Annotated in this window: 8 protein-coding genes; 1 reads left to right on the forward strand and 7 read right to left on the reverse strand. The window is 42.7% G+C overall.

Annotated elements, in window-relative coordinates; all coding sequences use genetic code 11:
- Positions 1–133: 133 nt before the first annotated feature.
- The 7 genes from bglX to GPM24_RS11330 all read right to left on the reverse strand — a co-directional run bounded on the left by bglX (position 134) and on the right by GPM24_RS11330 (position 14,020).
- Positions 134–2,437: a beta-glucosidase BglX gene (bglX, locus tag GPM24_RS11300; protein ID WP_158826859.1), complete on the reverse strand. Its 2,304-nt coding sequence runs from the start codon at positions 2,435–2,437 to the stop codon at positions 134–136.
- Positions 2,438–2,448: 11 nt separating this feature from the next.
- Entirely contained in the window at positions 2,449–3,111 is a 663-nt protein-coding gene (locus GPM24_RS11305) for a GDSL-type esterase/lipase family protein (protein WP_158826860.1), read from the reverse strand.
- Positions 3,112–4,830 carry a family 43 glycosylhydrolase gene (locus GPM24_RS11310; RefSeq protein WP_158826861.1) on the reverse strand — a complete coding sequence of 573 codons (1,719 nt, stop codon included), beginning with the start codon at positions 4,828–4,830 and terminating at the stop codon, positions 3,112–3,114. It lies immediately after the preceding gene.
- 2 nt (positions 4,831–4,832) lie between these two features.
- Positions 4,833–6,203: a glucoamylase family protein gene (locus tag GPM24_RS11315; RefSeq protein ID WP_199269728.1), complete on the reverse strand. Its 1,371-nt coding sequence runs from the start codon at positions 6,201–6,203 to the stop codon at positions 4,833–4,835.
- A 156-nt stretch (positions 6,204–6,359) separates the two neighbouring features.
- A complete protein-coding gene (locus GPM24_RS11320; RefSeq protein WP_158826862.1) occupies positions 6,360–7,844 on the reverse strand; it encodes a RagB/SusD family nutrient uptake outer membrane protein in 1,485 nt (494 codons plus the stop codon).
- Between the two features lie 11 nt (positions 7,845–7,855).
- Positions 7,856–10,885 (reverse strand): SusC/RagA family TonB-linked outer membrane protein, encoded by a 3,030-nt coding sequence (locus GPM24_RS11325; protein ID WP_158826863.1) that lies wholly within the window; start codon positions 10,883–10,885, stop codon positions 7,856–7,858.
- 258 nt (positions 10,886–11,143) lie between these two features.
- Complete coding sequence (locus GPM24_RS11330; protein WP_158826864.1) at positions 11,144–14,020, reverse strand: ligand-binding sensor domain-containing protein; 2,877 nt, start codon at positions 14,018–14,020, stop codon at positions 11,144–11,146.
- A gap of 187 nt (positions 14,021–14,207) precedes the next feature.
- Between GPM24_RS11330 and GPM24_RS11335 the strand changes: the two genes are divergently transcribed.
- Positions 14,208–14,789 (forward strand): HPP family protein, encoded by a 582-nt coding sequence (locus GPM24_RS11335; protein ID WP_158826865.1) that lies wholly within the window; start codon positions 14,208–14,210, stop codon positions 14,787–14,789.
- The last annotated feature ends 29 nt before the right edge of the window (positions 14,790–14,818 follow it).

Raw genomic sequence — 14,818 nt, forward strand, 5'->3', positions numbered from 1 at the left:
CAAAGCTTTTATGGTTAACAGCCAAGCAAGTGGACATAGCAAGCGCTAAAAACCGCTAAGCTATATTTATCAATAAAAACGGGTTATTGCTCTTTATAAGCAATAACCCGTTTTGCATTTAAGTAAGATACTTTTATTTACCAGCTAAAGTAAACTGACTCTCTTTCACATCGTGTGAATTTGATCCGATAAACACTTTAAAATCGCCGGGTTCTGCTACATACTGCAAATCAGCATTGTAAAACTTCAGATCGTCTTCTTTAATAGTAAATGTTACCGCTTTGCTATCGCCGGGCTTTAAACTAATTTTCTGGAAGCCTTTCAGTTCCTTCACAGGGCGGGTAATGCTGCCTACCATATCGCGCGTATATAACTGCACTACCTCTTTACCTTCTACCTTACCTGTGTTGGTTACCGTAACGGTTGCGGTGATAGACTGGCCAGGTGCAAAACTGTTAGCACTTAATTTAATATCGCTGTAAGAAAAAGTAGTATAGCTTAAGCCAAAGCCAAACGGATACAATGGATCGTTACTTACATCCAGGTAGCCTGAGCGGAATTTAGTAAACCAAGTACCTTCCTGCAATGGGCGACCTGTATTTTTGTGGCTGTAATAAATAGGAACCTGACCTACGTTTTGAGGAAAAGTAACCGCTAATTTACCAGATGGATTAGCATCGCCAAATACTACATCGGCAATTGCATTAGCAGCCTGGGTGCCGCCAAACCATACATTCAAGATGGCAGGTACATTCTCGCTCTCCCATTTTATAGCCATTGGGCGACCGGCAAATAATACCAGTACTACCGGTTTGCCGGTTTTTAACAAGGCGGCTAGCAAATGTTTTTGTACTTCCGGAATTTCTATATTGCTGCGGCTAGAGCTTTCGCCGCTCATTTCAGAGCTTTCGCCCAAAGCTGCAATAACCACATCAGCTTTTTGCGCAGTGGCAACGGCCTCGTTAATGATCACTTCTTCCGGACGCTCATCCCGTGGAATATCACGGCCAAACATGGTAGCATTTTTTTGCAGGGTAGCATCAGCAGTTAAGTTAGAACCCATGCTGTATAAAATGTTTGCTTTGCTGCCTGCAACAGCTTTTAAACCTTCAAGCAAGGAAGGTGTATTAGCCAAATCGGCATTCACGCTCCAGGTACCGGGCATATTTGCACGGGTGTTAGCCAGTGGGCCTACAACAGCAATGGTACCAGCTTTTTTAATCGGCAGTATGTTGCCTTGATTTTTCAGCAACACAAAGGTTTGTGCAGCAGTTTCGCGGGCAAACTTAACATTGGCCGGCGTCAGAATCTCGGTTTTCGCACGCTTTTCGCTGCAGTACTTGTACGGATCATCAAACAAGCCCAATTTATACTTAGCCTCTAATATTAAACGGCATGCGTTATCTATATCGGCCATAGCGACTTTGCCTTCTTGCAAGGATTTCTTAAGCGTTTTAACATATCCTTCGCTCACCATATCCATTTCCATTCCGGCTTTTAACGAGCGGGCCGATACTTGCTGTAAATCGCCCAAGCCATGCTCAATAAGTTCGTTTACGCCGGTATAATCTGACGTTACAAAACCAGTGAAACCCCATTGTTTACGCAACAAATCAGTTAGCAACCATTTATTGGCAGTAGCAGGTATACCATTGATATCATTAAAAGATGCCATAACGCTACCCGCTCCGGCATCAATAGCGGCTTTGTAAGGCGGCAGGTAATCGTTGTACATGCGGTCCAAACTCATGTCGGTAGTATTGTAATCCTTACCGGCTTCAGCCGCGCCATACAAAGCAAAGTGCTTTACACAGGCCATAATGGTATTGTTCTTTTTTAAATCATCGCCTTGGTAGCCTTGCACCATTACGCGGGCAATTTGCGATGCCAGGTAAGTATCTTCTCCGCAACTTTCGGCAATACGGCCCCAGCGTGCATCACGCGAAATATCAACCATGGGCGAAAACGTCCAGTTAATACCATCGGCACTGGCTTCGGTGGCAGCTACACGTGCAGTACGCTCCACCAAAGGCATATCCCAGCTGGCTGCCAGAGCCAACGGAATAGGAAATGTAGTTTTATAACCATGAATTACATCCTGCCCAAAAATCAGCGGTATTTTTAGCCGGCTTTTGGTTACGGCTATTTGCTGTGCCTTGCGCACACGGGTAGGCGTAGTTAAACTGAAAATACCACCTACTTGTCCTTGGGCAATTTTGCCTTCCACGTCATTGCTCACTGCTTCGCCGGTGGTAGCCTCGCCGCCGGTAACTAAATTCAGCTGACCTATCTTTTCATCAACCGTCATTTTAGCCATCAGCTGGCTAATGAAAGTATTCATTTTAGATTGATCGGCAGGCACCGGTTTGGGGGCTTGTGCTTGTATAGCGCCGGCGCACAAAGCCATAATGCATACTAGCGATTTCGCTTTCTTCATTTGTTTGTATATTATTTCTTCAGTAAATAAGGGGTTAACTCTTTAATCCAGATGCTGTAACCGGCAGGCTGCATGTGCAGCATATCGGGCCTGAATAGTTCGGGCCGTAAACTGCCATCCGGATTGTGCATTTTAGAATCTACATCAATAAAGCGTGTAGCTTTATAATGGGTTAAGTATTCTTTAATAAGGGCATTAACGTGCAAAATTGTTGCACCAAATTTTGCACGCGATGGACTTTGTTTAATAGAGATGTAGATAACCGGCACGTCGGGCTGGTTATTACGGATGTTGGTAAAGAAAGTAGCAAAACGGTTTAATACCTCTATGGCACTTACACCATCGGATGCAATATCATTTTCGCCACTGTATATCACTATCTGGCGGGCCTGATAGGGATATACAATATCCTTAATATAATAATTAGCCTGCGCCAGTGTGCTGCCGCCAAAGCCACGATTAATAGCACCGTAGTTTTTAAACACATTTTCCAATTCACTCCACATTGTGAATGACGAACTGCCTACGAAAAGAATACCGCCTTTTGCCGGTGCATTCAGGCTGTCTTTGGCTTTGAATTTTTGAATATCATCGTAAAAAGCCGGCTTTTGCTGAGCGAACGCTACAGCAACAAAACCTGTAATAAACGAGAATAGTAATAAAAGACGTTTCATTTAAGGAATTTTTACGGGTGATGTGGCTTTGCTGACACCGTTTTCATTAAAAGCTTCGATGCTGAAGTAATAAGTTTGGTCGGTGTTCAGGCTTTTTAAATCAAGTTGTGTGGCATCATATACCAACCACGAGCTATATAATTTATCGGGTGCTATCCCCCATTTAATATTATATCCCTGACTACCTTTTACGGCGTTCCAGCTAAGCATAGCATCGCGCCTGTCGGCTGCACGCTTTACCTTAAAATTGCCAGGAGCTTTAGGTGTAGCACCGTTGCCCTTACCAAACACCCGCAACCCGGATATAGCTAAATTTGCCGGTACATGTATGTTATTATAACGGATATACCGTACGATAACCGGTGTTTCCAATTGCTGATAATCATTGGGTGCGTCGGCAAAGCTGTCCTTTTTATCAACCAAGGTTACCCAAGTTTTACCATCTACGCTGCCTTCAACAGTATAGCGATGATGTAAGCCTGCTACCCGCCCGTACATATCAGCTTTATAGTCGCTGTAGTTAATTTGAACGGCATAAACTTTTGACGGCCTTTGCATATCAACCTGCAGCCATTGATGCTCGTCGTTTTTAGCAGCCAGCCAAAAAGTTTTCACGTTTTCGTCCAACGCTTTATCAGCCGAGAACTCGGCAGACTGGGCACTGGATGCCGTAACAGGCTTTTTGTATGACAGCAACATCCATCCGGTAAAGGCTCCTTTTTTAGATGGCATGGCGGGCGAGTAATGCGGGTAATCGCCATAAGAGGTGTTGGTGTACATTAATCCCTGGGCATCAAAACCTGCAGGAAATGCGCATAACCGACGTTCCCAGTTTACGTTTACCGATACGGACATAGAAGCAAAGTGCCAGTATTGATTACCCGGCCCCAACACCGTGCTGCCATGCCCGGCACCATTGATATAGCCGCCCGGTTTGTATGACACCGGATTGTTGGGTGCGTAAGTGTACGGACCCAGCGGATGATCGCTTACGTAAACACCATCACCATACACATTAAACTCGGTACCTGGTGCGGCGTACTGCATGTAGTACTTGTTGTTATGCTTGGTAAGCCATGGGCCTTCTATATACCCTTTTTCTTTGCTGGTATGGTTTTCGCCAAAACGCTCCCAACCATTTTTGTCAGCATCCAGGTTAAACAGCTCGTGTATTTCTTTAGCCGGTTTGAAATTTTTGGTTCGGTCTAACTCACGGCCGCGGATGGGATATACATTAGATGAACCCCAGAACATATAAGCCTTGCCGTCATCGTCAATAAACAGATCAGGGTCTTGCAAATCATTCAAAATAAAAGGCACAGCCTGCCAGTCCCCTTTTTTGGGATTGCTGGTGTATAAAATGCTCATAGAGCCCGACGGATCGCCGGCTGCGTACAATACAGAATCTTTGTAATTATGAACAGCGGGCGCGTTATCTCCTTGAAAATACCATTTCTCGGGAGTTACAAATTCCCAGTTGGTTAGATCTTTAGAATGCCAGTACCCCAGCGAACGGGTAACAAACATGTAGTACTCGCCCTGAAACTTCACCACCGCCGGATCAGCTCCTGAACGGTAAGAAAGGCCCTCACTTGCATTATAAATCATGTAAGTATAATCCAAGTTGATGGGATTACAATACGTTTGATTTTGATTGACCTGTGCCCAGGCAGGAGTACCCAGCAAAAGGCTTATAAGTATTTTAAAGCTTTTGCGCATGTTTATTTGTAGTAAGTAGATTTAAAATCGAGCTTATTCAGACCGGCTTTCACTTCGGGACAACTCATAAACAGTTTCCATAACAAGCCTGATCTGCCGTTCTCAATCATCACTGCAATCGGCCCCTGATCAATACCGAGATATCGTTTTGGATACCAGTTGTCTGTTTCGCTGAAGGCATCATAAAAACCATATTTGCCCCAAACTTTATCTCCTAAGTCGTCATATAAATGGCGAATTACTTTCATAGAATACTCGGGCGTGTAAGGGTATGAAGCTAGTGCGGCGGTAGGTGAAATAACGCCCAGATCTTCAGACGGACTATGACCGGCATAACCTTTTACCGAATAACTTGCGGTTAAACCCCAACAATTTTCTCCGTAGCCCTTAAAGTGTTTGGGGTTATCTATACAATAAGCCCGGTGTATGAGTGTATGGTTTTTGTTTTCGGTCCAGTAATTAGCGTAACGGTCTGACAAACCTTTAGGACTTAGCCCCAAGTATGAGTACTGTGCCCAGAACAAGGGGCCAACCGTGCCTTTTGCACCGTTATGTTTAAGACGGATTGGATAGCCGTTTACTTTGATATTGGTATCAATGGCGCCACTGCGTGCCCAACCCTCATGGTAAGCTGCCGCCGGAATAGTATTCGATGGTGACGAGGCCGCCATGACGTACATAATCAGGCACTCGTTGTAACCCGTTACCGGAAAGTTCATTTTCCAACCCACGTTTGGTGACCAGTGCCAGTACAACACGTTTTTGCCATTGCGGTACCAGTTCCAGTCAACACCTTTCCAAAGCTGGTCTATTTGAGCGGCCAGTTGTTTTTCGGCAGCGTTGCCATTTTTAAAATATTGGCGAACGCAAAGCAGGCCTTGTGTCAGGTAGGCGGTTTCCACTAGGTCGCCCCCATCGTCATCATGGCCAAAAGGTTTTACCTTACCAGTTTCGCCACACATCCAGTGTGGCCAGGCACCATGAAAGCGTTCGGCTTTTGCCAGAAAGTTTACTGCCTTTTGCAAACGATTAAAGCCTTCTTTGCGGGTAATGTAATGCCGCTCAATACCGGCAACAATGGCCATCACGCCAAAGCCCGACGCACCTGTGGCTACTACGTTTTTATCATTTTCAGGGTAATCACCGTCAACATGGTAACGTTCGCGCGCTAGGCCCGAATGAGGTTCGGCACCGTCCCAAAAATACTGGAAGGTTTGTTTCTCGACCAGGTTAAGCAACTGTTCGTCACTTAATTTCTTTTGAATAACAGGTTTAGAAGGAGCAGACCTGTGCTGTGCTTTTTGGGCCGAGGTTACCTGAGCACATAGCATGGCAGAAGCCAGACAGCATATGCCGATTAAATGTTTTTTCATAGCGAAATCTCCTATCAGCTTAAAAGAATTAGGCTGATATGTAACAGGTAATTGTTGTAGTACAGCTGGTAATTGGAATACTGAAAGCTGCCTGCTAATTATATAATAGTTATAAAGGCGGCCTTGTAAATACAAGACCGCCTTAAGCAATTGGAATTAGTAGCCAATATTTTGTGTCAGCACGCCATTGCTTTTGTCGATCTCATTTTGAGGGACAGGCCAAACTTCGTTTTTGTTAGCCTTCCATCCTTTTGGACCAAAAACCTGTGCGGCACGGCCTTGACGAATGACGTCGAAGTATCGGTCATACTCCATAGCCAGTTCCGAGCGGCGTTCACGCCAAATGGCATTACGCAACTCTGCTTTATCGGTAGTAGTAACTCGTGGCAGTACTGCGTTGTTACCCTGACGGGCACGGGCTCTAACCGTTTCTAATGATGATAAAGCTTGCGTTGTATTACCTTGCTCATTGGCCGCTTCTGCATTCATTAACAAAACGTCAGAATAACGCAAAACTCGAAGGTTTTGCTGCGCGCCTTCGTTGAAGCCGGATACAAACAGGCTAAACGGCACATACGATTTGTAGTTGTACATCGGGTTATCGCCAGTTGCAGCTATTGCATCACCTTCGGCAGTGGTAGTGCCGCGGAAAATGATAGTTCCGAAACGACGGGTATCCCCTGGCTCAAATGAATCTGCTAAATTTTGAGTAGGCACATTGAAACCCCAACCGCCACCAGTAACTCCACGCACGCCCTGCACCTGAGAATACTGCGAATTTGACGCAGCTGCATTTCCCGGAACAATAGCAGCTTGAATTTCGAACACCGATTCTGAACTGTTCTCATTTTCTAAACGGAACTCTTTTTCAAAATTAGGTATCAAAGAATACCCCATACCCATCACTTGGTTAGTATAATTCAACACATCAGCCCATTTTTGCTGATACATAGCTACTTTAGCATGTAATGCTAATGCTGCTCCTTTAGTAACCCGACCTAAATCATCAGCGGTATATGATTGTGGTAATACCACTGCGGCTTCTGTTAAATCTTTTTCAATAGCAGCCCAAACCTGTGCTTTAGGGCTACGGGCAAGGTTATAGTCAGCATCACTTTTAGGTATGGTAAGGCGTAATGGCACATCGCCAAAAGCTCTTACTAATCTAAAATAGCAGTAAGCTCTTATAAACTTAGCCTCACTCAGATAACGTGCTTTCAAATTAGCATCCATGTTGATGTTTGGTACATTATCTAAAACCTGGTTAGCTAAATTGATGCTTTGGTACTGACCCTCCCAAAAAGATTGCAATTGTCCATCTGTTGAGGTAACGGTAAAGTTATCATACAAGTTCAGATAGGTAGCATCGTTTGTGCTACTGCCCTTTTCCGCATCGTCTGAACCTAAGCTTTCTACCGCGATAGGTGCAAAAGCAATGTTGTTCCAGGTACGCAGGTTTGCATAAGCAGCGTTCACGGCTTTATTAGCATCATCAGCTGTTTGCCAAAACTGCGATACCGGGGTTTGCGCCTGTTGCGGCACATCCAAAAACGCCTTTTTACAGCCGGGTGCAACTATAGTTGCTGCAATAAGCATACTAATGCTCGTTGCTTTATATATATTGTTTTTAATATTTCTCATTACTTAGGTTATTAGAAGGTAACGTTTACACCAAAGTTGTAGGTAGCAAATAGCGGATATACGTTGGCATCTAAACCAGCATTGGTAGGTGTGCCGCCAACTTCGGGGCTAAAGCCTTTGTAGCCAAAAATGTTAATGGCGTTTTGTGCGTTGGCGTATATTCTTAAACGCTGCATTTTAAGCTTGCTGGCAATGTTTGATGGCAGCGTGTAACCCAATTGCATGTTTCTTACCCTGAAATAAGATGCGCTTGATACGTAGAATGAATTAGGTGCGGAGTTGCTGGTGGTACCTAAATTAACTGATGGATACTTGTTTGAAGTACCTTCGCCATGCCAGCGGTTATCATAAAAATCTTTGGTGAAGTTTTCGTTACCAAAGCGGTAAGCCAAATTGGTGTTATAGATTTCGGCTCCGGCTACACCTTGAAAATCTAAAGTCAAATCAAAGCTTTTGTAGGTGAAGTTGGTGTTGATACCGTAATTGAATCGAGGATTTGGATTGCCCAATACTACGCGGTCTTTACCGTCAATTGTACCATCGCCGTTGGTATCTACATATCTAAAATCGCCAGGTTTTGCATTAGGCTGTGCTGATGCGGTAACCTCACCGGCATTTTGGAAGATACCGGCTACCTGATAGCCATAAAACTCACCAATAGGACGGCCTTCCATGGTGCGGGTAGCTAAAGCACCATTTGATAAACCTGTACCACCGTTGTAAATGGTAGTATTTAAGGTAGAATAAATTTTTAATACTTTATTTTGATTGTAACCTATGTTACCGCCAATGCTGTAATTAAAATCACCTCTGCTGTTGCTTCTCCAGGTAATGGCGGCTTCGGCACCACGGTTGCGGATATCGGCCTGGTTGCCATAAATACTGTTTTGTAAGCTACCAACTGATGCTGGAATTGGAATAGCAAATACGGCCCCCTTGCTGGTTCTGTTGTAGTAATCCAAATCGAATGATAAGTGATTATCGAACATGGTACCTTCCAAACCAATATCTGTACCTTCAGAAACTTCGGCAACTATAAATGGAGGAATTACAGAACTGATGCTTGTACCTGTAAACGGATTTTGTTGAGCACCGAATATAGCTACATAAGCCGGAACAGTGGTGGTTGAAGGAATAGTTAAGTTGAACGGTACACCTGCATTAGCGACACGGCCCCAGCTAGCACGTAATTTTAAAGCGTCAAAAACTTTCTGATCTTTCATAAAGTTTTCTTGGCTAATTACCCAGCCGGCACCAACTGCTGGCAGGTTGCGGTACGTACCATTGCCAAAAAACTGTGATGCACCATCACGACGAAGTGATGCATTTAAAAGGTATCTATCTTTAAAGCTGTAGTTGATTCGGCCAAAATAAGAGGCAAATGTATTTAATGTACTACCAGCATCGTCAATGTTACGGCTTGCAGCAGTTCCTAATGAAAAATAAGAACTTTCAGAACCCGCCGGAACGTTCAGGGCCGACAAAGTATAAGCATATAGCTGCTCACGCTGTGCGGTCTGACCTAATAACACGGTTACTTTATGATCGCCAAACCTGTTATCATAGGTCAAAGTATTTTCTGCAATCCAGTTGCGGGTTTCGCCTCTGTATCTGCTTAATGAACTTTGTGTAGCCAACTGTGCGTTGGTTGCACGGTATACCGGTGTATAGTTGGTATTTTGGTTGTTAGTGAACTCTCCACCAAATGATGTTCTGAACTTAAAGTTTTTCAGGAAAGTTAACTGTGCGTATACGTTACCAGTAAAGCTATAACGCTCGGTACGCTGATTGTAAAAATCGATAGTAGCTTGCGGGTTATAGTTGCTACCGCCACCTAAACGGAAACCTAAACTACCATTATCCGGATCGCCATAAGTGCCGTTATCATTGAAAATAGGCACAACCGGTGCAGCGCCAAATAACTGATGGAAAATGGTGTTGTTGACATCTCGTGAACGGCTGTATGATCCATTCAATTTCACACCAAAATCTAGGTTTTTTAAAGGTGTGATGTTATTGCTTAAACTTAAGGTATAACGTTTATAACTGTTGGTTTCAACAATACCGTCTTGGTCTAAAACTCCTAATGACACATTGTAGTCTGACTTTTCGCCACCACCATTTACAGAAAGCTGGTGATTGGTGGTAAATGCCGTACGTAAAATTTGCTTGTACCAATCGGTACCCGCACCAAAACTCGCCGGATTGGCAAATACAGCAGCGCTACCGTTAGTGGTAGTTAACTCATTAATGGCAGTTGCATATTCAGTTGCATCAGCCATTTTTACTTGGTTGGTTACTTTCTGTAAACCCACATAGCCATTGTAGTTAATGGTGGTTTTACCTTTACGACCTCTTTTTGTTGTTACGATAATAACACCATTAGATGCGCGGATACCGTAGATAGCAGTACTTGACGCATCTTTTAAAACGCTAATGTTATCAATATCCTGCGGATTCAGGAAGTTGATATCATTATACCAAACACCATCTACAACGTACAATACGTTGGTATTACCATAAACCGTTCCTGTACCACGTATGGTTACTTGTGGAGATGAACCTGGTGCACCATTGTTTACAATGTTTACACCAGCTACTTTACCTTGCAAAGCGCTTACAGCATTAGGTGATGACTGTTTAGCTAATTCCTCGCCTTTTACGGTGGCAACAGCTCCGGTAACGTCAACTTTACGCTGCGTACCGTAACCTACTACTACAACTTGCTGTAAGTCGTTAACCTGGGCGGCTAGTTTTACATCTAATGTAGTGTTGCTGCCTACGGGCAAGGATTGTGTTACATATCCTACGTAGGTAAAAGTTAAAGTTACATTGGCTGGTACACTAAGACGGTAGTTACCATCTGCGTCGGTTTGTGCTCCGGTGGTAGTGCCTCTTACACCCACACTTACGCCAATAAGTGGCTGTCCGTTGGCAACGTCAGTAACTTTTCCGCTAACTGTAACATTTTGTGCAAATGCTGCGTCATAGAAAAAAGTTAATAGCAATGCCAATAAGGAGATCGAGTAGATTCTCTTCATAATTGGTAGTTAGAATTTGAAATTGAAAATTAGGTTCTATTTGCAGCTCCAAAATTCAACAAGCAGAAGAGATGTAACAAATAATGTTACACTACATCACTACATCAGTGTAAAACTATTTTCTCACTGTTACGCATGCTCAAGTTTAATTTACTCGTAATCAGAATTTTAACTCACAAAATACCACATCAAAAAACCCATATAATGTAATTTATACACTAAGCCTATTTTGTCATTATGAGAGGTAATGATGTAGTGTTAAAACTCTATGAGAAACTCGGCGAGGTTTTTATCATGGGGCAAATTCAGCTTTTTACGTAGTCGGTAACGCCTAATTTCTACCCCGCGAAGGGATATGTTCAATAATGAAGAAAGCTCTTTACTACTCATGTTCATGCGTAGGTATGCACATAATTTGAGATCGTTTGGTACTAATTCTGGGTACTGTAGTTTCAGCCTTTTGAAGAAATTTTCATGCGCCTCATTAAAGCTTTTTTCGAAAAGGTTCCAATCTCGCTCATCATTCCGCCCTTCGTTAATTACTTTTTGTACGCGGCTTACTTGTTCAGAAGGCAGTTTCTTCCCATTTTCATCCTTAATTTTCAACAATTCATCACTCAGCTTTTGCAGCAGTTCATTTTTGTAAGCTAAAGACATTGCTGAATTAGCCAATTCACGGTTTTTGGATTCCAATTCGGCTTGTAGCTTTTCGGTTTGTAACTCGGCCAATCGTTTTTCGTTGGCTTCCGCTTCATGGCGTAATATTTCTTCCTGCTCTTGCTTAAGCTTTTGAGCTATCCGCAGGTGGTCTTTCCGCAATTTAGCTTGGTATACCCTTCTACCTACAAAAAGTAAAACCGCCAGCAATACCAAATAAAGAAGTATTGCAGCTTTGCGTGCATACCAGGGCGGCATCACTTCAAAATTAAATTCAGTAATGTTACTTACCAATTGGTTGTTTATCCGGGCCCGTACTTTAAAAGTATAAGCGCCTGTACTCAAATTAGTAAAATCTTTTTGCGTGGCAGATGTCCAGTCAGACCAGTCTTTTGAATAGCCGTCTAAAAAATATTGGTATTTAATTTGAGCCTGCCTGTAATAGGGTAAGGCGTATGAGATACGGATGTTGTTACGGTTATTGGCTATATAAAACTCTCCCCCATTGTTTCCGTTTTCGCTGATTACCTTATAGCGGTCAGTAATATCATCCACACGCCTGATTAAAACATTAGGAAGGTTGTGTAAGGTATTATAATTGCCGTTTTTGTTGATGTCATAAATTACAAAGCCATCGTCAATACTAATCAGGTACAATGAATTGCTTATGCGACTAATGTTTTCATAGTACTGCACCATTCGCCCGTCAAGTATGTTAAAGCTTGCATTGTCTATACTCAGCTTGCCGGGTTGAGAGAAATTGATCAACGCTACTTTACCTTGATTAACAAACCAGTATGAATGTCCGCCAGCGTTAATGATTCTATTAGACGTTGCAAAGGCACCCAGCTTTTTGTTTAATACATCATACCGGCTTAAATGGTTGTTTAATTCGTCATAAACAAAAAAGCCGGCGTGAGAAGCAAATACAATCTGGTCTTCTAAATTAAAAACGTTGATATTGTATGTACTGGGTAAACCATCTTTTTCACCAAATGATTTTTTCGTAATGACTTTTCTGAAATCGGCACTTAAGGTTAAGCGGGTTAAGCCCTTATAAGGGTGACTAACCCATATATTGCCCCTGTTATCCTGCTCCACGTATCTGGACGGTTCGTTAAATCCTTCAATCCGGCCAATTAACTGGCAACCGTTGCCGGCAGTACTACTATAAAGAGCTAAGCCATTATAAGTTCCCTGTATTAAATAGTTAGCATTAGATCTAAGCGGTTTTATAGTCCAGCCACCGGCCAAGGTCGATATTTTCTGAATGTGGTTATCTACCACTTTGTAGGTACCATTATTATGCCCGCAAAGCAGTTCACCGTTTATAATGCTTAAATCCCAAACCTGCCCTTGCGATGATGGAATCATCTGAAAATCAAATGCCCCGTTTTGTAATGGCCAGCTACTGTAGTACAACCCGTGGTTGGTGCCCAGGTAAATTTTATCGTGGTAAATGATGCTTGAATAAACCGTACCAAACTTACCCGTTTTATCTAGGTTAAAATGCAAAGGGGCATTCAGTTCTATCCGGTCAATACCATTATCTAAACCGGTCCACAAGTTTTCGTTATTATCTGCATACAAGCTTAAAACGGTGTTATTTTGCAGGCCTTTAGTTTTGTTGATGTGGTAAATGATGTTACCAGCCTCATTTAAAACAATCAGGCCGTTTAGTATGGTACCGTACACATAATATTTGTTTAGCACCTTAACACCATTATTAAGCTGATAAGATTTTAAAAAGTTATTGGCTGGTGTATTAAAAGGGCTGAATGTTTTACCATCATAAATGAATAACCCGTTTGATTCTGTACCGATAAGGTAGCTGCCTGGTTTGTAAGGCAGCACAGACAGTACACCATGAAGCGCAGACCCGCCTGGTAATGCAACCAGTTTGTTTCCGGCAAGTTCAAAAAATCCTTTACTGGTTAGCTCTGCAAAGATACGATTGCCTGCCTTGTGCATAAAAAACAGTGAGGTATCCGGTGCGATAACCTGCAGTTTTTCATTCTGATAAATGTAAATATTGGTGAACGACTGAAAGATGACCCTATCGCGATCAGGAAGGATACGCCATATTTCGTCCTTTATTTGCTGTTTAGCCGGTAACAGCGACGTAAGTGAATGATAAGCCAGTTTATTAGTTTGGTATGACCAGTAGCCAAACTCGCCAAAACCACCGGTGTAAATGCGGTCTTGAGCATCAACAGCAACTGCTCTTACAATTTGATGATTGGGCAAATTGTACTGCTGCCAATATCGTCCATCGTAAACCAACAAGCCTTCGGCATTGCCAAAATACATAACGCCGTTTTTGCCTTGGGTAACCGACCAGTTTTGATTACCTGATGCATAGGTAGATTTAGGAAAATTTTGGATATATGGAACTCCTAAGTTTTGTGCATCAGCAGCTATACTAAACAACGTAGCATAAAGAACAATAAAAAAGTACGAAAAAATACGCTTAAACATTTTATAACAGGTCAGTACGATACAAAGTAAGAAAAAGTATACGGAAAGAAACGAATGCACAGATTATCACAATCTGATAATTATCATTAAAAATCTGGTCTATCTACCAACATATCTCCATAATAAAGTAAGCATTTCATATAATCAGGCATTTTTATTTTAACGATTATTAATTTTACCGCCTGCTATGAAAAGAAGATTGCGGCATCATGCCAAACGGGTAAAGTATATTGTATATCAGGAAACCCTGATTGATTATAAAGAACACTTCTGGACCTTCATCGGTGCATTTTTAGGCATCGGCATTATTGGTTTTTTAAACAGCCAATATTTTACCGCCTATGATAATCTATTCTTAATTGGCTCATTTGGGGCTTCATCTGTTCTGATTTACGGTATCATCAACAGTCCGTTGGCACAGCCCCGTAATTTGATTGGCGGACACTTGATTTGTGCCTTCATCGGCGTTACCATACACAAGCTGATACCCGGAGAGGTGTGGTTAACCGCGGCGCTTTCTGTTGCATTGGCTATTGTGGCTATGCAAATTACCAAAACGCTACATCCTCCGGGCGGGGCCACTGCATTGATTGCCAATATCGGATCAGCTAAAATTCAGGCGTTGGGCTATTTGTATGTATTAAGCCCTGTATTATCCGGCGTGCTGATATTATACTTGGTAGCGGTGGTTTGCAACAATGCTACTTCGCACCGTAGCTACCCTCGCAACAAAGGGTGGTATAAAATATGGCAACGTAAATATCATTAAACAACAAGGCCCACATTTGTGGGCCACTA

It is taken from the genome of Mucilaginibacter lacusdianchii, assembly GCF_009770985.1.
GTDB classification, from domain to species: domain Bacteria; phylum Bacteroidota; class Bacteroidia; order Sphingobacteriales; family Sphingobacteriaceae; genus Mucilaginibacter; species Mucilaginibacter lacusdianchii.